Consider the following 24,518-nt stretch of genomic DNA (forward strand, 5'->3'; position numbering starts at 1 on the left):
TTAATCCTCTCTACGATCGTTCAAATACGATTTGACCAGCTCTTCGAGCAGTTCATCTCGTTCGATTTTGCGAATCAAGTTTCGCGCATCGTTATGACGCGGGATGTAGGCAGGGTCACCTGACAACAAGTATCCGACGATTTGATTGATCGGTTGGTAGCCTTTCTCCTCGAGTGCTTGATACACCGTGATCAGCGTTTCCCGAGTGTTGGCTCGATTATCATCTTCTGGAAAATTGAATTGCATCGTGCGATCCATTTGGCTCACAAGAATCCACCTCTTTCCGTTTGCACTTCACATTCTATTATGCCAGTGATTGAACGTAATGTGAAGCAAACTTCAATGCTTCGTCCAGTTTTGTCGCATCACGGCCACCGGCTTGTGCCATGTCAGGACGGCCACCGCCGCCTCCGCCACAACGTGTTGCCACTTCTTTAATCAATTTCCCGGCATGGAAGCCGCGGTCGTTCAAGTCTTTCGTCACGCCTGCGACGAGGTTGACCTTGTCGCCGTTCGCCGAACCGAGCAAGATGACGGCTGAACCGAGCTTGCCTTTCAATTCGTCGACCATGCCGCGAAGGGCGTCCATATCTTGTCCGTCGACGCGCTTGGCAATCAATTGGACATCGCCGAACGTCTCGATGGCGTCAGTGAGTGACGACGCTTCGATGTTCGCAAGCTTCGCTTTGAGCGACTCGCTCGCGCGTTCGAGCTCTTTCATTTCAGCTTGAAGCGCTTGGACACGAGTCGGCACTTCGAGCGGTTTTGTCTTGAGTAGTTTTGCTACCGTCTCGAGCGTCTCGATATGCTGGTTCATCACTTCGTAAGCCCCAGCGCCTGTGACCGCCTCGATGCGACGTGTGCCGGCTCCAATTCCTGACTCCGACAAGATTTTAAAGAGTCCGATTTCAGCCGTGTTGCCAACGTGGCAACCACCACAAAGCTCGACCGAGTCACCGGCCGCGACGACGCGGACGACGTCCCCGTACTTCTCACCGAAGAGCGCCATCGCACCTTTCGCTTTCGCGTCGGCGATGTTCATCTCTTCGATATCGACAGCAATCGACGCCCAGATGCGTTCGTTCACTTGACGCTCGATCGACTGGAGCTCTTCAGCCGTCACTTGACCGAAGTGCGAGAAGTCAAAGCGAAGTCGATCTGGTGTCACGAGTGAACCAGCTTGGTTGACGTGCTCACCGAGCGTGTCTTTCAATGCACGATGCAACAAGTGCGTCGCCGTGTGGTTTTTGATGATCGCTTGACGTGAGTCGAAGTCGACCGTTGCCGTCACCGCGACCTCTGCCTTAGCGACACCTGAAGTGACCGTGACCGTATGCAAGTTTTGGCCGTTCGGTGCTTTCGTGACGTCTTTCACGTGAAGGACGAAGTCCGCCCCGACGATTTGGCCTTTGTCACCGATTTGACCGCCGCTCTCTGCATAGAATGGTGTCTGGTCGAGAATGACTTGCGCTTCTTCCCCGGCTGCGACGACGTCGACGAGCTCACCATCGTGAATCAGGCTGATGATTTTTGCTTCTGTGACGAGGTTCGTGTAGCCGACGAATGATGACGCGAGCGTGATGTCCGCAAGGACGCCTGACTGGACTTGCATCGACTCGACGTCGGCGCGGGCTGTACGGGCACGTTCGCGCTGTGCGTTCATCGCTTGTTTGAAGCCGTCCTCGTCCACTGAAAGGTTATGGTCTTCCGCATACTCGATCGTCAATTCGAGCGGGAACCCGTACGTATCGTAAAGACGGAATGCATCCTCACCGCTGATGACGTTCGAACCGGCTGCTTTTTGCGCTTTCGCGACTTCGTTCAAGATGGCAAGACCGTCATGAAGCGTCTCGTGGAATCGTTCTTCTTCATTTTTGATAACTTTTTTGATGAAGTCTTTCTTCTCACGGACTTCCGGGTAGAAGTCGACCATGATGTCGCCGACGACGTCGACGAGCTCATACATGAACGGACGTTCGATGCCTAGCATCTTCGCGTAACGGACGGCACGACGGAGCAGACGGCGAAGGACGTAGCCACGGCCTTCGTTCGATGGGAGTGCCCCATCACCAATCGCGAACGACACGGTCCGGATATGGTCGGCGATGACTTTGAACGCCACGTCTTTGCTGCTATCGGCACGATACGTCTCTCCGCTGATTTTCTCCGTCTCGCGGATAATCGGCATGAACAGGTCCGTATCGAAGTTCGTCGGCACGTCTTGCATGACGCTCGCCATCCGCTCGAGTCCCATCCCTGTATCAATGTTTTTCCGTGGGAGCTCGGTATAGTTGCCGTGCCCGTCATGGTTGAACTGACTGAAAACGATGTTCCAGATTTCAAGATAGCGCTCGTTCTCGCCGCCTGGGTACAATTCTGGATCGGTCGGATCGTCGCCGAACGCCGGTCCGCGGTCGAAGAAGATCTCCGTGTTCGGGCCAGACGGGCCTTCTCCGATTTCCCAGAAGTTCTCTTCGAGCGGGATGATGCGGTCAGCCGGTACGCCGAGCGCGAGCCAGATTTGTTTCGCTTCCTCATCTTCCGGGTGAATCGTCACGGATAGACGGTCCGGATCGAGTCCGTACCACTCATCGCTCGTGAGCAGTTCCCAGCCCCATTTGATTGCGTCTTCACGGAAGTAGTCGCCGACCGAGAAGTTTCCGAGCATCTCGAAGAAAGTATGGTGACGAGCCGTCTTCCCGACGTTCTCGATGTCGTTCGTCCGAATCGATTTCTGCGCGTTGACGATGCGCGGGTTGGCTGGAATGACGCGGCCATCAAAGTATTTTTTAAGCGTCGCGACACCTGAGTTAATCCAAAGCAACGTCGGGTCCTCGACTGGTACGAGCGATGCACTCGGCTCGACACTGTGTCCTTTTGATTTGAAGAAATCTAAATACATTTGGCGAATCTGTGCGCCAGTTAATGGTTTGAGCGGTTTCATCAACAATTCCTCCTTCAGTTTAAACGAAACGAAAAAAAGCGATGCTCATCCCTGTGGAAAGGGACGAAAGCATCGCTTCGTGGTACCACCCTCGTTCGCACGGCAAAGCCGTGCCTCGAACATCCGATAACGCGGATGAGGCGCCCAGGGTGAGTGGGGACTCCAGACTAGCTTCGGTCGACCGGACCCCCATCTTCTCACAGCCTAGGAAGATGTCTCTGGTGAGGCGGTTACGACGTACTCATTTCCTTCATCGTCTTTAATCGTTTCAGTTTTCTATTCGTCATTATCACACGTCATTCAGGAGACGTCAAGACTTGCCGCCTAACCGTTCGACGAGTTTCGTCCGGCGTACCGGTTCCTCTTCCCGTGTCGCCGCCTCGAGCGCGCGCACGTCGCCGAACAAGAGCAGGCTCTTCTTCGCCCGCGTGACGGCCGTATAAATCAAGTTGCGCGACGAGCGGAAGCCACCGTTGAAGAAGACCGGCATGAGCACAATCGGGAACTCGGACCCTTGCGACTTATGGATCGTGATGGCATAGGCGTGGGTGAACTGGTCCCACTCGCTCCGGTTATACTCGACCTCGGTCTGATCGAAACGAATATAGATTTTATCGACCTTGTCTACGTTCTCTTTGGCGTAAAAGATGTTCGTGATCTCACCGATGTCACCGTTATAGACGTTCTCCTCGGCGTTATTGACGAGTTGGAGCACTTTGTCCCCGTTCCGATAAGTCCGGTTGCCGTGCTTCACTTCCCGGGCTGCTGATTTCGGATTGAACACGTTTTGAAGCGCCTCGTTCAAGCCGTCGATGCCGCAAATCCCGCGATACGTCGGGGCGAGCACTTGGATGTCGAACGGCGAATAGCCTTTTCGGAGCGCAGCGCCCGCCATTTGGCAGATGGCCTGAAGCGCCGTCTCTTGGTTGGCCGTATAGAAGCGGCGGTCCGGCAGCGCCGCCAACAAATCGTCCGGCATTTGTTTCGCGTTGAGCGCGTGCGCTAAACGCAGGATGCTCGACTCGGACGCCTGCCGATGGACGACATCGAGTCGGACGACCGGGATGCCGTCGGTCGCCATCAAATCGGCGAGCACTTGGCCCGGTCCGACCGAAGGCAATTGATCACGGTCCCCGACGAACAGAATCTTCATCCCGTTCGGCACGGCCCGTAGCAGACTCCGGAACAAGAAGATGTCAATCATCGACGCCTCGTCGACGATAAGCACTTTTCCGACGAGCGGATTCGTGTCATCGACTTGGAACGAACTGCCATCGAACTTCAAGAGGCGGTGTATCGTCGAGGCCGGCAGCCCCGTCGACTCGCTGAGCCGTTTCGCGGCCCGACCGGTCGGTGCGGCCAGCACGAACGGGAACGGCTGATTCTGGACCGGTTCGAGTTTCCAATCGAACACGTCGCTGAGCGCATGGATGATGCCACGGACGACGGTCGTCTTCCCGGTACCCGGTCCACCGGTCAGGACCATGAGCGGTGACTTCAAGGCGAGCTCAATCGCTTCCCGTTGCTGTGTCGCATACTCAATCGAGAACATCTCTTCGACGCGTCCGACCGCATCGAAAATTGTCGTCATATCGACGTCTTCTGTCGTCGAGGTCGACATGATGCGGGCGAGTTCTTCGGCCGCTTTTTGTTCGGCCCGGTAGACACGCGGATGATAGACGACCCCGTCTTCGACGATGACACGCTCATCATTCGCGAGCGTCTCAAGCGCCGAGACGAGTGCCTCGCCCGGGTCGCCACCGATGATGCGCGGCATCTCGCTCGCGAGTTGATCGGCCGTGACGAACAAATGCCCGTTTCCTTGCTCGAGCTCGAGCACGTATAACACGGCCGCGGCAATTCTTTCCGGATGAATCCCTTGAATCCCGAAATGCGCCGCGATGGCGTCGGCCGTCTTGAAGCCGATCCCAGGGACGTCATACATGAGGGCGTATGGGTTCTTTTCAATCGTCTCCATCGCCCGTCCCTCATATTCTTTATGAATTTTCGAGGCTAGTCGTGGTGTCACGTCGAACGGCGCCAAAAATAACAACAACTGGTCGACACCATACAGAACGTTCAACCGTTCGGTGATGACGCGGGCCTGTTTTTCTTTCAACCCGTCGACGTTCGACAGAAGGCTCGGATGCTTGACGATTTGATCGATGCAGTCGTCACCGAGTGCGTCGGCAATCTTTTGGGCCGTCTTTTGACCGATGCCAGGGAACGAACCGTTCGTCAAAAAGCGGACGGCTGCGCGCTTCGTCATCGGGACAACACGGCGAATCCATTCTGCTTTCATCTGTTTCCCGAACCGCGGGTGATCGACGAGCCGCCCGTGCGCCTTGTACGTCTCACCTTTCTCGATGCCGACACCGACACCGGCGATGACCATCTCGGTCTCGTCTGTCTCAAAATTCTTTTCTTTTATACGTACGAGCGCAATCGTATGCGCTTCTTCTTCCGATTGAAACAGGACGCGGATGACTTTTCCTGTCAACTCGTAAGGTGCTGCCATCATTCGAGCCACCTCCAGCTAGTTTTCCATCCCCCATTATAGCCCGAGTTCGAATGATAGGACAAATCGCCTAACTGAACAGGTTGAGGATGCGCTCGAGTTGATTGAGGTCCACCCGTTCGAGGATGCGAATCAATTGATCGACATCGATTCGATTCAAGATTCGTTCCAGTTGCTCCAAGTCCACATTTTCAAGCAATCGTTCGAATCGCTCCAACTCGCCCGAATTTACGTACCCTTCGAGCCGTTCGAACAGCTCGGTCCGCTCGATGCGGAACAATTGCTCGAGCGATGGTCGTTGAATCAACAGGACAAGACCTGCGGCGATGACATGGACACCCCAGTTGAGCACGACGTGACCGAGCCTTACCGTCTGTCCGACGAATGGGATGAGCGGGATGAACGACAGCTGTAACACGATGATGGCGAGCTGGACGTATGGGTTCGGGATGAACCAAGCCACAATCGCCAGCACGGCCGGTACGACCCAGGCTACCCCGACCGTCCCGACCGTCACGGTCCACGATCGATTCGAAGAGAGTAACCAATGCATGACGAGACCGATCACGAAGAACGTCGCAAAAAGGAGCAACAGCACGGTCGTCGCCCGCTCCGATTCGACGACGACACGGAACAACAGATTGTTCGTCCACTCGCCCGTCGCGAGACGCTCGTCGATGGCGGCAAACAGTCGACCGAGCATGAACCATTCGACAATCAAAAAGACAACCACACTGACCAGACTGATTAAGCGCATACACTTCTCCCCTCTCAATTGTTATCCCATTTCCCGAACAATCGGACGGCTATGCACGTTTTTCTTCAATTCAAAGCGGGAACTGTTCGAGTGAACCTATGAAGGAGGGACTATGTATGACGAAACGTATTCCAATCAGTGGCCTGTGTGAACTCGTGTTAGAAGTGACCGATATGGCAGAGGCCGTCGATTTTTGGCACGGCAAACTCGGGTTGCCTGTCGTCGAACAGTGGGTCGGTGACGATGCCGAACCGAGCGAAGCGCAGGAACAGGCGAACGAACCTTGGGCGACGTGGATCTATGTCGGTGGGAACACTCGTCTCGGCCTCTGGCTGAAACGTGATTTCACATCGGAAGAAGAATCGAATCGACAAGAACAGGTGACCGAGTGGGATACACTCTATGATGAGGGTGGCGCTCATGTCCACTGCGCGTTCTATGTGCCGATGGACTCGTTCGATCAAGCGCTTGAGGTGTTAGAGGCGTCAAACATCCCGACGAAGCTACGGACGTGGGATGAGGATGAGACGGTCAACGGCAAAGAACGCTCGGCCTACTTTAAAGACCCGAGCAAGAACGTCATTGAGCTGTATACGAAAAACATGGACGAGGCGTATGATAAGTTCGGCGGCGAGCCCGTGAAAATCACGACGAAACAGCTCTGATTCACGTATACGCTCGACAACCCCGCATGATAAGATGAGAGAAAATGGAAAAGGTTGTGCTCTATGCGTTTCTTCCCACTTCTGATCATGACGGGGTTACTTCTGCTCACATTCGGACTCTACTTCGTGTTCGATGCGTTTCCTACGCTCGACCGGCCGACTTCGTTTTCCGCCTTGTCGTTCTTTTCATTCGGCGCCATGCTGCTCATCTTAACGGATGGGGTCCGTCGGGCCAAATCAGGAACGGGCGTCATATGGAGCTATGTCGCGCTCGCAGGCACGTTGTTCGTGACGATGTTTACTGTTTCGGTTTGGATCATCGGGGAGGTGGCTTCATGACGCTCATCTTACCAACATGCATCACTGGCTTTTCATACGGCGACTGCCCAACCCCCGAGTTTGATGATCGAACATTCAAAGCGGTTTGTTTCGATTATGCCCGTCAGAAAGGTGGGACGTGCAGCATCATCCTTGGGGACTCGGTCACCCCGAACTATGACCAAGCGACCATCACCATCCAAGGACGCAGTATCTATGTGTTGCTCAGCAGAGTCTATCCAATCATCGGCATCTCAAAGCTCGAACCATTCCAGTATAAATTTATCGATGTACCCGAGCTGACCGGCTTGTTTTCTGACACTTACCAGATTCCATCGGCGGCGGAGCTGAACGAACGGTTCGATGTGACGCTGCAGCCGTTACTAAACGAGGCAGAGCGGAATCAAATCGAATATTGGGAGCCAAAGACAATCGGTAACGTCATCTTCCATTACTGGGACTAACGAAAAGCGCCTCTCGCAAAAACTGCGAGAGGCGCTTTATTCATTCAGTTGCCGAGCAACTCGTCCATTTTCGCTTTCGCGTCAAAAGCGAGCGCGTGATCCGGTTGCAACTCGAGCACACGCTCAAGTTCAGCGTACGTCTTGTCCTGTTCACCGAGGAAGGCGTAGGCAATCGCCAAGTTGTAGCGGGCGTCCGTATGGCTCGCGTCGAGGTCGAGCGTATGCTCGAGCGCTTCGACGGCCAATTCGAGTTGTTCGTTCTGTGCGAGCGCGAGCCCGTACTGGAACGAAATCTCGACGTCTTCCGGCGCCTGCTTCATCGCCTCGCGGAGACGTGGCAACGCCCGGACGAAGTCGCCCATCGCCTTGTACGTCAAGCCGAGCATGAAATGCAGGTCGGCATCGTCCATTCCGGTTAGGAGCGCCTGACGAAGCGAAGCCTCGGCCAAGTCGAGCTGTTCGAGTTCATAGGCGAGCGCCCCCTTCGCATAGTGGGCCGCGCCGAACGCGTTGTCGAGTTCAAGCGCCTTGTCATAAAAGACGACGGCCCGTTCATGGTCACCGATGGCTTGAAGGAGCGTGCCCATGTTGACGAATCCGGTTGGATCCGTCGGGTTCGCTTCGATGGCGGCATTGAACTGCTTGGCCGCCTGTTCGAACTCACCTTGTTGCATCGCTTGGATGCCTAATTCGTTTGCGTTCAAAGTCATCACCTCATCCGATATAGTCGAGTCGTTTGCCGTTGCGATACGCTTCGTCGATTGTCGCGCCGCCAAGGCAGATGTCGCCGTCATAGAAGACGACTGCTTGCCCTGGTGTGATCGCCCGTTGCGGCTCATCGAATTTGACGAGCACGTCGCCGTTATCGAGCGGCGCGATCGTCACAGGCACGTCCTGTTGACGGTAGCGGAATTTCGCCGTCGCCCGGAACTCACCAGTAGGGACAGCTCCAGTCCACGAAAGTTTTGATGCGAGCAATGCGTCCGAATAGAGCGCGTCATGATGGAAGCCTTGGCCGACGTAGAGAATGTTTTCTTCAACGTTCTTGCCGACGACGAACCATGGGTCCCCGTCGCCACCGATGCCGAGGCCATGGCGTTGACCGAGCGTGTAATACATGAGTCCGTCATGGTTTCCTTTTTGTTCGCCATCAAGTGTCTGCATGATGCCGGGTTGTGACGGCAAATACTCTGAGAGGAATTCTTTGAAGTTGCGCTCTCCGATGAAGCAGATGCCGGTCGAATCTTTCTTCTTCGCTGTCGCGAGTCCCGCTTCTTCGGCGATGACACGGACGTCTTTCTTGTCCATATGACCAATCGGGAACATCGTCCGCGCGAGTTGGTCTTGTGACAACTGGTTCAAGAAATACGTTTGGTCCTTGTTGTCGTCTTTCCCACGAAGGAGTCGATGCTCCCCGTCGACATATTCGACCCGTGCGTAGTGCCCGGTCGCGACGAAGTCGGCCCCGAGGCGAAGCGCATGGTCAAGGAACGCCTTGAACTTGATTTCCTTGTTACACATGACGTCCGGGTTCGGCGTCCGTCCGAGACGGTACTCGGCCAAGAAGTATTCGAACACGCGGTCCCAATATTCTTTTTCGAAGTTGACCGCGTAATAAGGGATTCCGATTTGGTTGGCGACCGCGATGACGTCTTCATAGTCTTCCGTCGCCGTACAGACACCGTTCTCGTCCGTATCATCCCAGTTTTTCATAAAGATCCCGATGACGTTATACCCTTGCTCTTTGAGCAAATGGGCCGTCACCGAAGAATCGACGCCGCCTGACATCCCGACGACGACCGTCGTCTCGGCAGGGGCTTTTGTGCGTAAGTTCATTCGTTATCTCACTCCGTTCGTGAATGTCGAGACGACCTCCGAGAGTCGTTCGGCGAGCCGTTCCACGTCTTCGACCGAGTTACCGTGTCCAAAGCTGATGCGGACGGACTGTTTCGTCCGTTCCGACGTCCCGAACATCGCCGTCAATACGTGTGACGGTTCAATCGACCCGGCCGTGCAGGCACTTCCGCTCGAGATCGCGAAACCGCGCATATCCATCATGATGAGGAACGGTTCGAGCTCGATGCCCGGGAGATACAAGTTGATGATGTGCGGCAGGCGGTTCGCCCCATTCACCTCATACTCGACTCCGAGTTCATCGAGTCGCCCGACGAGCACCTCAGCCATTTGATGATAGGCGTTCACCCGTTCGGCCTGTTCGATTTTAGCCAGTTCGGCTGCTTGTTGGAACCCGACGGCACCCGGAACGTTTTCCGTGCCGGCTCGACGTTTCCGTTCTTGTTGTCCTCCAAAAGAACGCGTCGCTAATTTTACACCTGTTTTCATAAAAAGAAAACCGATACCTTTCGGGCCATTGATTTTATGGGCCGAGGCCGACAATAAATCGACACCGAGCGCCTTGACGTCCATCGTTTCCGTGCCGAGCGCTTGCACCGCGTCCGTATGGAAATACGCTGGATGGTCAGCGAGCAGGGCTCCGATTTCCGCAATCGGTTGCAATGTGCCGACCTCGTTGTTGCCGTACATGACCGAGACGAGGATCGTATCGTCCCTTAGCGCGGCCCGAACGGATTCTAGTGTCACCGCTCCCGTCGCGTCGACATCGAGATACGTCACCTCGAAGCCTTCGCGTTCGAGTTGCTCCATCGCGTGCAGGACCGCGTGGTGCTCGATTTTCGTCGTAATCAAGTGTTTCCCTTTATGTTGATTCGCGTAAGCCGCGCCGAACAACGCATAGTTGTCCGACTCGGTCCCGCCCGACGTGAAGACGATCTCGTTCGGCGTCGCCCCAATCCACGTGGCGAGGGTCCGGCGCGAAGCGTCTAACGCGGCACGAGCCGTTCGTCCAATGCCATGGATGCTCGATGGGTTCCCGTATTGCTCGAGCAAATACGGCGTCATCGCGTCGAGCACTTCTGGACGCATCGGCGTCGTTGCAGCATGATCAAAGTAGTTCATGTTCGTTCACCTCACCTTTAAATATAGAACATATAGCCGTCTGAATCTTCTTCAGCGAGATCGGCAAGTGTCGTCTCTTCGAGCACTTTCTCGATCGCGGCTTTGATTTTATCCCACAGCTTCCGCTTCACGGCGTCGTCTGCTTCTGAATCTTCGACGATGGTGAGCGGTCCTTCGAGCAAGCGGATGATTTCGCCCGCCGTGATGTCCGTCGCCGGTTTGACGAGCTGATAGCCGCCGTACGCCCCGCGGACGCTCTTGACGAGCCCACCGTTGCGGAGCGGACCAATCAATTGCTCTAAGTAATGTTCCGGCAAGTCGTGCCGGGCCGCAATCTTTTTCAAGCTAAGCGGTTTATTGTCCGTCTCCCGGGCCAATGCAATCATGATCGTCAATCCATAACGACCTTTAGTAGATATTTTCATCTTCATGTCTCCTTCTGCTATACTAATCGAACAAACGTTTGTCGAAAGGAATGTGTACGTATGAGTGATTTATTTCAGCAATCGAATAGTGGCCCACTCGCCAACCGGATGCGGCCGGAAACGTTAGACGAAGTCATCGGTCAACGCCACATCATCGGTGAAGGCAAATTGTTGCGCCGGGCCATCGAGGCCGATCGCCTCGGCACGATTATTCTTTATGGACCGCCGGGGACGGGCAAGACGACACTCGCCCGCGTCATTTCAAACTATACGAAAGCGACGTTCGTCCAATTGAACGCCGTCACGGCCAAACTTGATGAACTGCGAAGTGTCATCCGTGAGGCCGAGTCTCGGTTCGACTTCGAACAAGAACGAACGATTTTATTTTTAGACGAGATTCATCGTTTCAATAAACTGCAACAAGACGCCCTGCTCCCGGCACTCGAGGCCGGCAAGCTCATCCTGATCGGGGCGACGACCGAAAACCCGAGTTTCGAGGTCAACGCGGCGTTACTGTCGCGCGCGACCGTGTTTCGGCTCGAACCGCCTGGACCAGACGAACTGCGCGTCGTCTTGGAACGGGCCCTGTCTGACAAGAAAGGACTCGGCAACTATCCGGTCCACATTGAGGAAGCCGCCGTGGATCATTATATCAAAATGGCGGACGGTGACTACCGTGTGCTGTTGAACGCACTCGAGCTGGCCGTGTTGACGACGCCCGAGATGGACGGCAAAATCGACATCACGCTCGGTGTCGCCGAAGAATCGATTCAACAAAAAGCGATCAAATATGATAAGACGGGCGACCGGCATTATGACGTCATCTCGGCGTTCATCAAGTCGATTCGTGGCTCCGACCCGGACGCCGCCCTGTACTGGCTCGCCGTCATGATCGAGGCCGGCGAGTCGCCGCGCTTCATCATGCGCCGGCTCTACGTGCATGCGGCCGAGGATATCGGGCTCAGCGATCCGAACGCGCTCGTCATCGTTGATGCGGCCGCCCGCGCGAGCGAACACGTCGGTTTCCCGGAAGCCCGCATCCCGATGGCTCAGGCTGTCCTTTATCTCGCGACGGCACCGAAATCGAACGCGGTCATCACCGCCATTGACAAGGCGATGCATCACGTCCGCACGGTCGAAGGCGGTCCGGTCCCGGTCCATCTCCGTGACGCCCATAGTCCGGGTGCCCGTGAGCTCGGCAACGGCGCCGGCTACAAGTATCCGCACGATGAGAAAGACGGGTACGTCCCGCAAAACTATTGGCCAGAGAATCTGGCCCGGAAACGTCCTAAATATTATACACCGACGAGCCGTGGCTTCGAGCAACAGCTGCAAAAACGGCTCGACTATTGGGAAAAACGACGCTGACTCTTTTGAGCCGGCGTCGTTTTTTTCATTTCTGGATGCGGTTGATCTCGACACCCGCTGTCTCGAGCATTTGATTGATGACGTAGCCCGCAGCGACGAGTCCTGCGACCGATGGCACGAATGCGTTCGAACTTGGTGGCATCTTCGCTTTCCGGATTGGTGCGTCTTTCTTGCCGACGACCTCGTTCACGTCTTCGCGTGTCACGATTGGTGACTCGTCCGAGAAGACGACCGGGACGCCTTTATGGATGCGCTCTTTGCGGAGACGCGTCCGGACCATCTTGGCGATCGGGTCATACGTCGTGTCTTTAATATCGACGACTTTGATGCGTGTCGGGTCCATCTTGTTGGCCATGCCCATACTTGAGATGACCGGGATGCCACGGCGTTTGCACTCGACGATCAAATGAATCTTATAGATGATCGTATCCGAGGCGTCGATGACGAAGTCGAGGTCTTGCGCGAAAAACTCTTCGAACGTCTCTTCCGTATAGAACATCTTCAATTTGACGAGATCGAGCTCCGGGTTGATGTCGAGGAGACGTGTTCCCATCGCTTCGACTTTCGGTTGCCCGACCGTCGACAAGAGCGCGTGGATTTGACGGTTGACGTTCGTGATGTCGATATCGTCTTTATCGACAAGGACGATGCGCCCGACGCCACTGCGCGCGAGTGCCTCGGCCGCGAACGAACCGACACCACCGACACCGAGGATGGCGACCGTCTTCCCTTTTAAAGCTTCTAAACCTTCTTGCCCAATGGCTAACTCATTTCGTGAAAACTGGTGTAACATACTCTTCCTCCAAATTAATTCTATTTTCTCACACTATTTTACTCGGAATTATAATCAAAAAAAAGACGTCTAGCGACGTTTTTACAATAAAATCGATGGGACCCGGAGTGCCGTGACGATGCCCTGCTTTTGAACCTGCTTAAGCAGGTGGGTGACCTAGCGTCCCCTTCACAAGTCCTCCTGCACGTGATGAGGCAGTTGATCTGGATGGCAGTTCGGTCTCCCGTATTCAAAGTGTTGGCTCAAAATAACGAAGGCGGCTCTCGTACACCTCAGGTATCCCATCTGTTGCCCTTACTATAGCACTGTCTGTAAAAAGAAGTCAATCAGAAACGATGACTTCTTATGACAGTTTCGTCACAACCAGCTGTTACGAAACGCACCGGTCGGATCGTACGTTTCTTGTTGCCGCGTGACGTTGAAACGGCGGTCCCGCGAGTCGTTGCCGACGCCGGCCTGATACGCCCAATTGCCATAATTACTCGCCACATCGTAGTCGATTAGCATCGATTCGAAATAGGATGCGCCGACGCGCCAATCTTGTCCGAGCTCTTTTGCAAAGTAGCTCGCGACGATTTGACGGCCACGGTTCGACATCCATCCCGTCGCTTTCAATTCACTCATGAACGCATCGACGAAATCGACGCCCGTCTCCCCTGTTTGCCAACGTCCGATGACATCGTCGTCGACGCGCCACGATTTCTGTTTCGAGCGAATCCCTTGGGCGCGGAACAGTCGTTTCCCTTGTTCAAGGGCGACCCATTGGAAAAACTCACGCCAGAGCAGCTCGAAATAGAGCCAATACGTCGATTCGTTCGCCCCGTGTGACCGCTCATGTTGTTCGAGCTCGTGAAGCACCCGGCGCGGTGACAACGAGCCGTTAGCGAGATACGCCGACAGTTTCGATGAGTCATCGACCCCGAAGCCATTCCGCGTCTCTTTATACGTCCGGACCGGACCGGCCAAATAGGCGGCGAGCCGCTCCTGCCCCGCCCGTTCCCCGCCACGAAACGGAAACGCAGTCCTTGGGTCATGTTCCGGCTGGTCATAGGCGACCGGAAAATCGACTGGACGCAGCTCCTTCGCAGGCGAGCGCTCAATCAAGCGTTCGGGTCTCGCATCAGCCTCCACCGCTTTCCGAAACTCGGTGAACAGGAATGGCAGTTTCTCGAACGGAATCTCGTCCCGCGGATAGAGGGTGAACCCGTCGAACGGCTGACACTCGCCTTGCCACGCGGTCATGACCTCACGTTCGCGTCTCCGTTCGTTATAGCCGATCGACCGTTGGAACAAGAGACGGTCAGTCGGGTCAAGGACATCGAGCGGATGGCCGACATGGACGAAGAGCGGGATGCCGAGCGCTGCAAGCGAGCCGGCCAAGTCGTCGAGTGCCTCGTTCAAAAACTGGAGTCGACGCGGTCCGAGCGGAACATGGCCGAATCGGTTCTCGATCAGCTCTTCTTTTGGAATGACGTAGTGACCTTCAATCGAATCGTCATGACGGAGCGCCTCCTCGAGCGGGCGATGATCGTCGACCCGTAAATCGTTCTGATACCAGATGATCGTCTTCATATAGTTCGCCTCCTCTCCCCATTATGGGGCATAGCTGAGGTCTTATCTTATTCGAAACTGTACAAAACATGTTTTCATTTCCGGAACGGGTGGAATATATATCATTAGAACAGAAAGGGGTGCAGCAACATGGCTAGAAAAGGTAAATTTGGTACACTCATCAAAGTCGCGACGGCGGTCGCACCGTTCGTCTACGATTACTATAAAAAGAACAAAGCAAAAAAAGCATCGACACCTAAAAAGTAAGCCAAGCGTTTCGGACCTCGTCCGAGGCGTTTTTTTCTTGTGTTGAAACGAGATATGATATGATGATGGAACATTTTAGGGAATCGAGGCGACCAGCATGCACGAGGTATGGATACAATCTTTACGAATCAGTTTGAAGTGGGCCTTATTCATGGGCGGCCTGTTCCTGCTCGCCCTCGGGTCGTCGATGATGATCACGGCCGACCTCGGCGTGTCGACATGGGACGTGCTCCATCTTGGACTTGCCCGGCACACCCCGATTTCCGTCGGGACGATCATCTTGCTCGTCGGTCTCTTGCTCGTCTTCTGCAAGTACATACTCGACCGGATACGGCCCCAGTTCGGGACGCTCGTCAACGCTGTCTTCGTCGGCGTGTTCATGAACTTGATTCTTGACCGTCATTGGTTGCCGCAGCTGGACGGCATCGCGCTCAACATCGCCTGGCTCATTCTCGGTATCTTCGTCATCGGGATGGGTGCCGGCCTATACGTCGCCATCGGCTATGGGGCCGGCCCACGGGACGGGTTGACACTCGCCTTGGCCGACCGGTTCAACACATCGGTCCGGATGATGCGAACGTGGATGGAATTGACGGCTTGCCTGATCGGTTGGGTACTCGGCGGACCGGTGTTCTTCGGAACGGTGCTGTCGATTTTCCTGATCGGCCCGTTCTTCCAGTTTTGGCTCGAACAGTTCCGGCGGCTCGTCTCGGTCATTGATCGCGCAAAAGTGGATCCAGTATAAAAAAGAAGGGGAGTTGGACTTAACGTCCAGCTTCCCTTCTTTTGTTGATGAAAACTGATAGTTTGGTTCGACTATTTAACTGTACGGTGTGCTGTTTACAAACATGAGCGAGTTGTGAATTTTACAACTGTTGGCGCTTTAAAAGTCCGGCGAACACGCCGCCTTTCGCGCTCAGTTCATCATGCGTCCCGTCCTCGACGATGCCGTCAGCGGTGACGACGAGGATGCGATCGGCATTTTTCACCGTCGCCAAACGGTGGGCGATGATGAGCGTCGTCCGGTCGGCTGCGAGCTCATTGAGCGAGTCTTGAATGATCGCTTCCGTCTCCGTGTCGAGCGCGGACGTCGCCTCGTCCAAAATCAAGATCGGCGGATTTTTAAGGAACATGCGGGCGATGGCGATCCGTTGTTTCTGTCCGCCCGACAGTTTCAAACCGCGCTCCCCGATTTGTGTATCGAGGCCGTACTGCAGTTCGTCGACGAGCGAGTTCAAATGCGCTTTCTCGACCGCATGCATGATTTCCGCGTCCGTCGCGTCCAATTTCCCGTAAGCGATATTCTCACGGAGCGTCCCGGCGAACAAGAACACGTCTTGTTGCACGATTCCGATTTGACGGCGCAGGCTCTCTTTCGTCATATCGCGGATGTCCATCCCATCAATCGTGATGGCACCATCCGTCACGTCATAGAAGCGCGGGATGAGCGAACAGATCGTCGTCTTCCCGGCCCCACTCGTCCCGACAAGGGCGACCGTCGTCCCCGACTTGATGTCGAGGTCGATGTCGGTCAACACTTGGCGATAGTCCGAATAGCCGAACGAGACGTGTTGGAAGGCGATATCGCCTTTCAGTGAAGTGACGTCGACGGCGTCCGGACGGTTCTCGATGTCCGGAGCCTCGTCAAGCAGTTGCGTGAACCGTTTGAAGCCGGCCATCCCTTTCGGGTACATCTCGAGGAGGGCCGTGATCTTCTCGATTGGCTTGATGAGCAAATTCATATAGAGGATGAACCCGACGAGCTGTCCATAAGACAGTTGCCCTTGATACGTCAAATAGGCACCGTAGACGAGCACGAGCAACGTCATGAGCCGAGTCGTGATGTAGATGCCGGCGAGCGACTTACTCATGACTTGGTACGCCTCGATTTTCGAGCCGCGATAGAAGTTGTTGTCTTTTTGGAACCGCTTGATCTCGAACGTCTCGTTCGTGAACGATTGGACGACGCGTGCCCCAGAGACGCTGTCCTCGACGCGGGCGTTCACTTCTCCGATGTTCGTATACATCTTTTGCCACGCCTTGTTCATGTTCTTATTGGCGTACGTGATCATGATGACGAGGAACGGCACGGCGACGACCGTGACGAGCGCGAGTTGCGGGTCGATCGAGAACATAATCCCGAACGCACCGAGGAGCGTCATGATGGCGATGAAGAAATCTTCAGGACCGTGGTGCGCCACTTCGCCGATATCGAACAAGTCGTTCGTCACCCGGCTCATCAAATGACCGGTCTTATGGTTATCGAAGAACCGGAACGATTGTTTATGGATATGGGTGAACAGTTCTTCCCGCATATCGGTCTCTATATTGATGCCGAGCTTGTGCCCCCAATAGTTGACGACGTACTGCATCATCATGGCGAGTATGTAAAGGATGAGCAAGCCGATGCTGATGATGATAATCCAGTTCCATTCCCCACCCGGCAACAGGTCGTCGATGAACCATTGCACGGCGAGCGGAAAGCCGAGCTCGAGCAGGCCGACGAGGATGGCGAACGAGAAATCGAGGATGAATAACTTCTTATGTGGACGGTAATAACTAAAAAAACGTGAAATCATGTTGTTTCCCCCTTCTAAACAAATAGTTTACGCCTTTTTGCAGGAAGTGGAAAACGGGAAGCACGTCTTTTTCAATCTTTTTTCCAACGCGTTATAATGGAGCCAAGGAGTGATAGACATGAACGTACACATTACAGAACCCGCCCAAGCGCGGATTGATGCCTTGAAAGGAAACCGTGACGGACAGATGCACTTGTTTTATGAGACGGAAGGTTGCGGCTGCGGCAATAGCGGCATCTTCGAGATTCGCTACGTGACCGAGACGACACCGGAAGACGTCGAGATCGACTCGAACGTCGGTCCGATCCTGATCAAGAACTGGACGAAAATCTTTTTGGACGAGAACATGATTATCGACTATCGTGACGATAAACGGACGCTCGTCTTGAAGAGCAACGGCCAAGTGTTCAACTCGAACTTGCTCGTGACCGATGGGACCGGTTGCCAGTTGAACGTCCCGAACCGATGAAACAGGCGCTACGCGAACATCCTAGCCTATGGCTGTGGTTCATCCTCAGCTTCGGGCTCGGCCTGTTCGGCATTTACCTCGCGTTCGCGGACTCGGTCTACACGATGACAGCCGTGATCGCCTCGCTGTTCGCCTTCGGGTTCGCCCTGCAGCGGACGGCGAAGAAAATGGACAAACAGACCGATTAAAAAAGGAGGTTCGCCGCGGCGAACCTCCTTTCGTTTCCTTATTTCTTCTCCTTCACCGCAGTGCGAATCGACAACTCTTGGAGTTGCGCGTCCGCGACCGGGCTTGGTGCTTGTGTGAGCAAGTCGCTCGCCGACGCCGTTTTCGGGAAGGCGATCGTGTCACGAAGGTTCGAGCGACCCGCGAGGATCATGACGAGACGGTCGAGACCGAGTGCGATACCCGCGTGCGGCGGTGTGCCGTATTCGAACGCTTCGAGCAAGAACCCGAACTGATCGACTGCTTCTTGTTCTGTGAAGCCGAGCAATTTGAACATGCGCTCTTGAATGGCACGCTCATAAATCCGCTGCGATCCACCACCGAGCTCGTAGCCGTTCAAGACGAGGTCATAGGCGAGGGCACGTACGCTCGCTGGGTCCGTTTCGAGAAGATGGAGGTCTTCACGGTTTGGCATCGTGAACGGGTGGTGGTTGGCGTAGAAACGGCCGTCTTCTTCTTCGAACGTGACGAGCGGGAAGTCCGTCACCCAAAGGAAGTTGAACTTCGACTCATCAATGAGTCCGAGCTCATGACCGAGCTTGACGCGAAGCGCGCCGAGGCTGTCGGCGACGACTGTCGGTTTTGATGCCACGAAGAGGAGGAGGTCGCCCGCTTCCGCGTTCGTCGCTTCCATCAATTTCTGAGCGTACGTATCGTCGAAGAACTTGGCGATCGGTCCGTTCAAGCCTTCTGGCGTCACTTTGAGCCAAGCGAGGCCTTTGGCACCGTAGACGCCTGTGAACTCTTGGAGCTTGTCGATGTCTTTACGCGAGAACTTGTCCGCTTCGCCTTTGACGTTGATCGCTTTCACTTGTCCGTTCGACTCGAGCGCCATATCGAATACTTTGAACCCGGCACCTGTGACCGCTTCCGCCACGTCGATGAGTTCGAGACCAAAACGTGTGTCCGGTTTGTCTGATCCGAAACGGCGCATCGCTTCCGCATATGTCATCCGTTCAAATTTGGCCGGTGTGTCCGTGCGACCGAGTGTCGCCTCCATCACTTGCGCCATCATCGATTCCATCATCGCCATCAAGTCTTCGACGTCCATGAAGCTCGTCTCGATATCGACTTGCGTGAATTCCGGTTGACGGTCGGCCCGAAGGTCTTCGTCACGGAAGCAGCGAGCGATTTGGAAGTAACGGTCAAACCCGGCCACCATGAGGAGCTGCTTGAACAGTTGTGGTGATTGCGGGAGCGCGTAGAACTCGCCGCCGTGGACACGGCTTGGGACGAGATAGTCACGCGCGCCTTCCGGTGTCGATTTCGTCAAGATTGGCGTCTCGACTTCGAGGAACTCCTCTTCCGTCAAGAAGTTACGGATTGTGTTTGATGCTTTCGAACGAAGACGGAACGTCTCTTGAAGCGCAGGACGACGAAGGTCGAGGTAACGGTATTTGAGACGGAGGTCTTCGGAGACGTTTTCCGCCTCGTCCCCGATTGGGATTGGTGTCATCTTCGCCGCGTTCAAGATGTTAATTTCAGAGGCGATGACTTCGATGTTCCCCGTCGGCATGTTCGGGTTCTTGTTCTCACGTTCGAGGACGGTCCCTTTGATGTCGAGCACGTATTCGCTGCGGATCGACTCGGCGAGTTTGTGCACCGCTTCGTTTTCCGGGCGAACGACGACTTGGACGATCCCTGTACGGTCACGAAGGTCGATGAAGATGAGGCCTCCGAGGTCGCGACGTTTCTGGACCCATCCTTTCAATTGTACGTCTTGACCGATCAGTGACTCTGTCACGCGGCCGTTCATATGTGTGCGTCCGATCATTGTCCTGCTCCTTCCGATAGTTCACGAATTTTGTCTGCGACGGCCGAGAGCGGCACGTCGATTTGTTCCCCGGTCGCCATGACCTTGAGGGAGGCCGAGCCGCGTTCGACTTCATCGTCTCCGAGGATGACGGTGAATTTCGCCTGCAGACGGTCGGCTTGTTTGAATTGTCCCTTGAATTTGCGGCCGAGATAGTCACGGTCCGCCTTGAAGCCTTCGATGCGAAGCAGTTGCAACAGGCGGGTCGCCGTCACTTCGACTTCTGATCCGCCTTGGGCGACGACGAAGACGTCGAGTCCCGTCTCGAGCGTTGGGAGTACCCCTTCGTTCTCGAGGGCGAGGATGAGACGCTCGAGCCCAATCCCGAAACCGATGCCCGGCATGTCCGGTCCACCGATGTCTTGGACGAGACCGTTGTAGCGTCCCCCGCCGCAAAGCGTCGTGATCGCGCCGAAGCCTTCTGCCTCGGACATGATTTCAAACGCCGTGTGCGTATAGTAATCGAGACCGCGGACGAGCGTCGAGTCGACGACGTAGGCTACGCCGAGCGCATCCAAGTGCGCGAGCACTTTCTCGAAGTACGTCTTCGACTCTTCGTTCAAGAAATCAAGAATCGACGGCGCCGACTTCATCGACGGGTGGTCGCGGTCGACTTTGCAGTCGAGGACACGAAGCGGGTTCTGGTGCAAGCGCGTCTGGCAATCTTGGCACAGCTCGTGCTGGACCGGCTCGAAGTGACGGATGAGCGCTTCGCGGTGAGCGTTGCGGCTCTCGGCGTCACCGAGCGAGTTGACGACGACTTTGATTTTTTTCAGGCCGAACGATTTGTAAATCGTGTAGGCGAGACTGATCACTTCTGCGTCGACGGCCGGATCACTACTGCCGATCGCCTCGACACCGTATTGGTGCAGTTGGCGGAAGCGTCCTTTTTGCGGGCGCTCGTAGCGGAACATCGGTCCCATGTAGTACAGTTTCGTCGGCTGGTCGGGGCTACCGAACAGCTTGTTCGTGACGAAAGCGCGGACGACCGAGGCCGTCCCTTCCGGACGGAGCGTATACTCGTCCTTGCCTTTCTTGACGAGCGTGAACATCTCTTTTTGGACGATGTCCGTTGTCTCGCCGACGCTGCGTGTGAACAGGTCGGTCGTTTCGAAAATCGGGGTACGAATCTCTTTATAGTTGTAACGGGCGCTAATGTCGCGTAACTTTTCTTCGACATACTGCCACGTCTCGACCGACCCCGGAAGCAGGTCTTGTGTGCCGCGTGGTGCTTTCATCTAAATTCCCTCCTTAGCATACAAAAAGGCCCTCGTCCGCAAAGGGACGAGAGCCTGTGTAAGTTTCCCGTGGTACCACCCTCGTTGCAGAGCCAAAATCGATACTCTGCCACTCGAAATCGGTTAACGCCCGATGAAACGGCTCCCCCTACTCTCAGTTCAAGGAAGCACCTCCAAAGTGTCGTTCGGGTCATCATCCAGTCGATGCTTTCAGCCTCGGCATCGCTCTCTTTGCTGGTGGGGTGACCGTACTTTTCTTTATCGTAGGTGTTAGGTTATATGGTTCATGATGCCGAATCACGCCCGCTTCTGTCAAGCGTTTTTTTCGAGCATGAGCGTGACCGGACCGTCATTGACGAGCGCGACGTCCATCATCGCCCCGAACTTCCCGGTCTCGACGACGAGCCCGTGCGTCCGCAAACGCTCGTTGAACTTCTCGTAAAGACGTTCGGCGATATCCGGCTTCGCCGCTTGCGTGAACGCAGGACGACGGCCTTTCTGTGTATCTCCATAAAGCGTGAACTGCGACACGGACAATACTTTGCCGGCGACGTCTTGAATCGATAAGTTCATCTTCTCGTCCGCGTCCTCAAAGACACGGAGCCCGGCCACCTTGTCGGCGAGCCAGTTCACTTCCGTCTCCGTGTCCTCGTGGGTCACCCCGACGAGGAGCAGATAACCGGCCTCGATTTGACCAATCGTCTCCTCGTTGACTGTCACCGAAGCTTGTTTCACTCGTTGCAACAATACACGCACTCAAATCTTCCTTTCGTTACGTCATCATGACCCGGCTGACCGAGTACACGTCCGAGATTTGCTTAATCCGGTCGACGACTTTTTGCAGATGATTCACGTTCGGGATCGAGATCGTCATCGAGATGCGGGCCTGTTTGTTCTGGTCCCCGCGTCCGCTCACGGCCACGATGTTCGTATTCGTTGCCGAGACGGCTTGGAGCACGTCGTTCAACAAGCCTGAACGGTCGTACCCGGTGATCTCGATATCGACGTTATAGTTCTTCTCTTTCGCCTGACCGACTTCCCACTCGACCGTGAGGAGCCGCTCCGGATGCTGCTCATTGATGATGTTCAAGCAGTCCTTCCGGTGAATCGACACGCCGCGTCCGCGCGTGATATACCCGACGATTTCGTCGCCCGGCACCGGGTTACAGCAGCGGCTCATCCGGATCAGCATGTTGTCGATCCCTTTCACCGAGACGCCGGCCTCGGCCGTCTTCTTCTTCGGTGACTGGCTGACTTTCAGTTCGTTAATCGCGTCCGACAGCTCGAGTTTCGGCTCTTTGCGCTGCTTCTCCGTCAACTTGTGGGCGACTTGGGCGGCCGTGATGCCATGATAGCCGACCGCGGCGTACATCTCTTCCTCGTTCCCGAAGTTGAACTTCTCGACGACGACGGCGAGCGACTGGTCGTCAATCACTTCTTTCGGCTCGAACCCGAGCTTTTTAATCTCCCCGTCGACGAGTTCTTTCCCTTTTTCGACGTTCTCTTCGCGTTGCTGGCGCTTGAACCACTGGCGAATTTTGTTTTTTGCCTGGCTCGAAACAGCTAGTTTGAGCCAATCCTTACTCGGTCCGTAACTATGCTTCGACGTGATGATTTCAATGATATCGCCTGTCTCGAGTTTATGGTCGAGCGGCACCATCCGTCCGTTTACTTTCGCCCCTGTCATCCGATGACCGATTTCAGTGTGGATCCGGTACGCGTAGTCAATCGGCACCGAGCCTTTTGGCAGTTCAAAGACGTCCCCTTTTGGTGTGAAGACGTAGAGCATGTCGCTGAAGAAATCGACTTTAAGCGACTCCATGAACTCTTCGGCGTCGGTCGTATCTTTTTGCAACTCCAAAATCTCGCGCAGGTGGGCGATTTTCTCATCAAACCCATTCGTCGCGACATTCTTTCCTTCTTTATAGGCCCAGTGCGCGGCAATCCCAAACTCGGCGATGAAGTGCATGTCCTTCGTCCGGATTTGCACCTCGAGCGGCTCACCTTTCGGTCCGATCACCGTCGTGTGGAGCGACTGATACATGTTCGGTTTCGGCATGGCAATATAATCTTTGAACCTGCCTGGCATCGGCTTGTATTGCGTGTGAATGATTCCAAGGACAGCGTAGCAGTCGCGAATCGAATCGACGATAATCCGGACGGCCATTAAATCATAAATTTCATTGAACTCTTTCTTATGCTTTACCATCTTGTTATAGATCGAGTAAATATGCTTCGGACGACCGTTAACGTCGGCATCGATGCTTACTTCTTCAAGGACGGCGTTCACTTCCGTGATGACGGAGGTGACGAGTGCTTCTCGTTCGGTCCGTTTCTGTTTCATCATGGAGACGATCTTATAGTATTGCTGCGGATTGATATAACGTAATGAAATATCTTCGAGCTCCCATTTGATCGTCGAAATCCCCATCCGGTGTGCGAGCGGTGCAAAGATTTCAAGCGTTTCTTCCGCTTTTTGAACTTGTTTCTCTTTCGGCATATGCTGAAGTGTCCGCATATTGTGCAGACGGTCAGCGAGCTTGATTAAAATGACGCGCACGTCTTCAGCCATCGCGATAATCATCTTGCGGTGATTCTCGGCGAGCTCTTCTTTTTTCGATTTATATTTGATTTTACCGAGCTTTGTCACGCCATCGACGAGCATGGCGACTTCGACGCCGAACTCATCCGCTAATTGCTTGAGCGTAATGTCCGTGTCTTCAACGACATCATGTAGAAGTGCACCGATGATTGTCGTTGCGTCTAACCCGATATCAACGAGAATACCAGCCACTTGAACCGGATGCAGAATGTAGGGTTCGCCTGAACGTCTGAACTGACCGGTATGATGCAGTTTGGCGTATTCGTAAGCGCGTCTCACTTCGGCAATCTCGTCTTCACCCATATACTCCCCGAGCGCGTCGAGAAGGTCCTCAATACTTACGATTTGTTTTTTGGTCATAACATTCGACACCCTTTTTCTTACCGCTTCAATCGACTCATATTCGTCGCAGCATGGTAGTAGTTAACGTACATGTATATGTTCTAATTTTACTTTCTATTATCGAAAAAATCTGACGACCTGTCAAAGGTTGCGGGTTATTTTACTTAAAAACTATTCAAAAAAGGGAAGCCATCGCTTCCCTTT

General features: G+C 54.6%; 22 protein-coding genes, 1 other RNA gene and 1 other annotated feature. Of the genes, 7 read left to right on the forward strand and 16 right to left on the reverse strand.

The window, feature by feature from the left end:
• The 4 genes from KNP83_RS08950 to KNP83_RS08965 all read right to left on the reverse strand — a co-directional run bounded on the left by KNP83_RS08950 (window position 1) and on the right by KNP83_RS08965 (window position 6,219).
• Window positions 1-267: an IreB family regulatory phosphoprotein gene (locus KNP83_RS08950; protein ID WP_029595797.1), complete on the reverse strand. Its 267-nt coding sequence runs from the start codon at window positions 265-267 to the stop codon at window positions 1-3.
• 37 nt (window positions 268-304) lie between these two features.
• Window positions 305-2,944 carry an alanine--tRNA ligase gene (alaS, locus tag KNP83_RS08955; protein ID WP_214762160.1) on the reverse strand — a complete coding sequence of 880 codons (2,640 nt, stop codon included), beginning with the start codon at window positions 2,942-2,944 and terminating at the stop codon, window positions 305-307.
• 310 nt (window positions 2,945-3,254) lie between these two features.
• A complete protein-coding gene (gene recD2 / locus KNP83_RS08960; protein ID WP_251139291.1) occupies window positions 3,255-5,462 on the reverse strand; it encodes an SF1B family DNA helicase RecD2 in 2,208 nt (735 codons plus the stop codon).
• A gap of 70 nt (window positions 5,463-5,532) precedes the next feature.
• Complete coding sequence (locus KNP83_RS08965; RefSeq protein WP_214762162.1) at window positions 5,533-6,219, reverse strand: magnesium and cobalt transport protein CorA; 687 nt, start codon at window positions 6,217-6,219, stop codon at window positions 5,533-5,535.
• A 116-nt stretch (window positions 6,220-6,335) separates the two neighbouring features.
• Between KNP83_RS08965 and KNP83_RS08970 the strand changes: the two genes are divergently transcribed.
• The 3 genes from KNP83_RS08970 (at window position 6,336) to KNP83_RS08980 (ending at window position 7,666) form a co-directional block, all read left to right on the forward strand.
• A complete protein-coding gene (locus KNP83_RS08970) occupies window positions 6,336-6,884 on the forward strand; it encodes a VOC family protein (protein WP_251139292.1) in 549 nt (182 codons plus the stop codon).
• A 63-nt stretch (window positions 6,885-6,947) separates the two neighbouring features.
• The gene (locus KNP83_RS08975; RefSeq protein ID WP_214762164.1) at window positions 6,948-7,223 is read left to right on the forward strand and encodes a hypothetical protein; all 276 of its coding nucleotides are present in this window, start codon (window positions 6,948-6,950) and stop codon (window positions 7,221-7,223) included.
• On the forward strand, window positions 7,220-7,666 hold the full coding sequence (locus tag KNP83_RS08980; protein WP_214762165.1) for a hypothetical protein: 447 nt from the start codon (window positions 7,220-7,222) through the stop codon (window positions 7,664-7,666). The genes KNP83_RS08975 and KNP83_RS08980 overlap by 4 nt, the downstream gene beginning before the upstream one ends.
• A gap of 44 nt (window positions 7,667-7,710) precedes the next feature.
• Here the strand turns inward: KNP83_RS08980 and KNP83_RS08985 are convergent, their stop codons facing one another.
• The 4 genes from KNP83_RS08985 to cymR are packed head-to-tail and all read right to left on the reverse strand — an operon-like array spanning window position 7,711 to window position 11,067.
• Window positions 7,711-8,376: a tetratricopeptide repeat protein gene (locus KNP83_RS08985; RefSeq protein WP_214762166.1), complete on the reverse strand. Its 666-nt coding sequence runs from the start codon at window positions 8,374-8,376 to the stop codon at window positions 7,711-7,713.
• A 4-nt stretch (window positions 8,377-8,380) separates the two neighbouring features.
• Window positions 8,381-9,502 (reverse strand): tRNA 2-thiouridine(34) synthase MnmA, encoded by a 1,122-nt coding sequence (gene mnmA / locus KNP83_RS08990; RefSeq protein WP_214762167.1) that lies wholly within the window; start codon window positions 9,500-9,502, stop codon window positions 8,381-8,383.
• A gap of 3 nt (window positions 9,503-9,505) precedes the next feature.
• Entirely contained in the window at window positions 9,506-10,642 is a 1,137-nt protein-coding gene (locus KNP83_RS08995; RefSeq protein ID WP_214762168.1) for a cysteine desulfurase family protein, read from the reverse strand.
• Window positions 10,643-10,659: 17 nt separating this feature from the next.
• Window positions 10,660-11,067: a cysteine metabolism transcriptional regulator CymR gene (gene cymR / locus KNP83_RS09000; protein ID WP_021066920.1), complete on the reverse strand. Its 408-nt coding sequence runs from the start codon at window positions 11,065-11,067 to the stop codon at window positions 10,660-10,662.
• Window positions 11,068-11,127: 60 nt separating this feature from the next.
• On the opposite strand from cymR, the gene KNP83_RS09005 reads away from it, so the two are divergent.
• Window positions 11,128-12,435, forward strand: coding sequence for a replication-associated recombination protein A (locus tag KNP83_RS09005; RefSeq protein WP_214762169.1), 1,308 nt, complete (start codon window positions 11,128-11,130; stop codon window positions 12,433-12,435).
• Between the two features lie 25 nt (window positions 12,436-12,460).
• Here the strand turns inward: KNP83_RS09005 and KNP83_RS09010 are convergent, their stop codons facing one another.
• The 3 genes from KNP83_RS09010 to KNP83_RS09020 all read right to left on the reverse strand — a co-directional run bounded on the left by KNP83_RS09010 (window position 12,461) and on the right by KNP83_RS09020 (window position 14,800).
• On the reverse strand, window positions 12,461-13,228 hold the full coding sequence (locus KNP83_RS09010) for a tRNA threonylcarbamoyladenosine dehydratase (protein ID WP_214762170.1): 768 nt from the start codon (window positions 13,226-13,228) through the stop codon (window positions 12,461-12,463).
• Between the two features lie 95 nt (window positions 13,229-13,323).
• Window positions 13,324-13,510: non-coding RNA, 6S RNA (gene ssrS / locus KNP83_RS09015), on the reverse strand.
• 75 nt (window positions 13,511-13,585) lie between these two features.
• On the reverse strand, window positions 13,586-14,800 hold the full coding sequence (locus KNP83_RS09020) for a DASH family cryptochrome (RefSeq protein WP_214762171.1): 1,215 nt from the start codon (window positions 14,798-14,800) through the stop codon (window positions 13,586-13,588).
• Between the two features lie 343 nt (window positions 14,801-15,143).
• On the opposite strand from KNP83_RS09020, the gene KNP83_RS09025 reads away from it, so the two are divergent.
• Window positions 15,144-15,791 carry a YczE/YyaS/YitT family protein gene (locus tag KNP83_RS09025; RefSeq protein WP_214762172.1) on the forward strand — a complete coding sequence of 216 codons (648 nt, stop codon included), beginning with the start codon at window positions 15,144-15,146 and terminating at the stop codon, window positions 15,789-15,791.
• Window positions 15,792-15,912: 121 nt separating this feature from the next.
• On the opposite strand, the gene KNP83_RS09030 is transcribed toward KNP83_RS09025, so the two are convergent.
• Window positions 15,913-17,625 (reverse strand): ABC transporter ATP-binding protein, encoded by a 1,713-nt coding sequence (locus tag KNP83_RS09030; protein ID WP_214762173.1) that lies wholly within the window; start codon window positions 17,623-17,625, stop codon window positions 15,913-15,915.
• 118 nt (window positions 17,626-17,743) lie between these two features.
• On the opposite strand from KNP83_RS09030, the gene KNP83_RS09035 reads away from it, so the two are divergent.
• Together KNP83_RS09035 and KNP83_RS09040 are read left to right on the forward strand one after the other, a co-directional pair.
• The gene (locus KNP83_RS09035) at window positions 17,744-18,094 is read left to right on the forward strand and encodes an iron-sulfur cluster biosynthesis family protein (protein ID WP_214762174.1); all 351 of its coding nucleotides are present in this window, start codon (window positions 17,744-17,746) and stop codon (window positions 18,092-18,094) included.
• A complete protein-coding gene (locus KNP83_RS09040) occupies window positions 18,067-18,282 on the forward strand; it encodes a hypothetical protein (RefSeq protein ID WP_128122916.1) in 216 nt (71 codons plus the stop codon). The genes KNP83_RS09035 and KNP83_RS09040 overlap by 28 nt, the downstream gene beginning before the upstream one ends.
• A gap of 38 nt (window positions 18,283-18,320) precedes the next feature.
• Here the strand turns inward: KNP83_RS09040 and aspS are convergent, their stop codons facing one another.
• From aspS to KNP83_RS09060, 4 genes are all read right to left on the reverse strand, one after another.
• A complete protein-coding gene (aspS, locus tag KNP83_RS09045; RefSeq protein WP_214762175.1) occupies window positions 18,321-20,093 on the reverse strand; it encodes an aspartate--tRNA ligase in 1,773 nt (590 codons plus the stop codon).
• Window positions 20,090-21,370 carry a histidine--tRNA ligase gene (gene hisS, locus KNP83_RS09050; RefSeq protein ID WP_214762176.1) on the reverse strand — a complete coding sequence of 427 codons (1,281 nt, stop codon included), beginning with the start codon at window positions 21,368-21,370 and terminating at the stop codon, window positions 20,090-20,092. Before hisS ends, aspS begins: the two co-directional genes overlap by 4 nt.
• A 39-nt stretch (window positions 21,371-21,409) precedes the next feature.
• Window positions 21,410-21,644 (reverse strand) — a binding site (T-box leader).
• A gap of 38 nt (window positions 21,645-21,682) precedes the next feature.
• Window positions 21,683-22,126, reverse strand: coding sequence for a D-aminoacyl-tRNA deacylase (dtd, locus tag KNP83_RS09055; RefSeq protein ID WP_214762177.1), 444 nt, complete (start codon window positions 22,124-22,126; stop codon window positions 21,683-21,685).
• Between the two features lie 16 nt (window positions 22,127-22,142).
• A complete protein-coding gene (locus KNP83_RS09060) occupies window positions 22,143-24,332 on the reverse strand; it encodes a RelA/SpoT family protein (protein ID WP_214762178.1) in 2,190 nt (729 codons plus the stop codon).
• Window positions 24,333-24,518 lie beyond the last annotated feature (186 nt).

The sequence above is a fragment of the Exiguobacterium sp. s146 genome (assembly GCF_018618415.1).
Classification (GTDB): domain Bacteria; phylum Bacillota; class Bacilli; order Exiguobacteriales; family Exiguobacteriaceae; genus Exiguobacterium.